Raw genomic sequence first — 694 nt, 5'->3', positions numbered from 1 at the left:
TCAGTTGATTTTAGTTGTCGAAACGGCAAAAGCTATTGTGGAAATTCCATCTCCTGTGGAAGCTAGAATCGGGAAAATTCACTGTAAAGCGGGCGACATGGTTGATGTGGGTTCAGTGTTATTAGAATACACTGAGAAGGAAAATGCTGAGTCCCCGATAGGTAAAGATACTTCGATATCGGAGTATCTAGGCGTCTCTCAAAATGTGCAAAAGAGCGTATCGGTCGTTGGAAGTTTGCAAACTGCAGAAGGTGAAAAGGATGTCGATCAATATGAGGATATGATTGTTGATCATGCCAGCCCGCCTGACAGTGCGCTTTTAAAGCAGAAACAGACTTTAAATGCGCCGCCTTCTGTCAGGGTCTTTGCAGAAAAAATAGGCCTGACAGAACAGCTCAGTGAAAAGTCTTATGGGATGCTTACAGAGAAAGGAATTCTGGAAGCTCATTACAAGAAGAATGAGCTGAAAGGAAGTTCTCCTGGGAGATGTGGTGATTCAATCACTAAATTAACAGGTGCCAGGAAAGTCATGGCGCAAACGATGAGTAAATCTCATGAACACATTCCAGCCGTAACGCTGTTCGATGATGCCAATATTTGTACTTGGAAGAAAAGTGAGGACATCACGCTCCGATGTATTAAGGCACTTGTCTTTGCGTGTATGAAGGAGCCAATACTCAATGCCTGGTTTGAT

The 694-nt window shown here is 43.4% G+C and carries 1 protein-coding gene; it reads left to right on the top strand.

The window, feature by feature from the left end:
- Window positions 1–694 (top strand): biotin/lipoyl-containing protein (locus tag A3735_RS07085; protein WP_231882479.1); only part of this gene is annotated, 694 nt, incomplete at both ends.

Source organism: Oleiphilus sp. HI0061 (assembly GCF_001635675.1).
The sequence above is the reverse complement of the archived record's forward strand: the minus strand, read 5'-3'. Positions and strand labels throughout refer to the sequence as shown.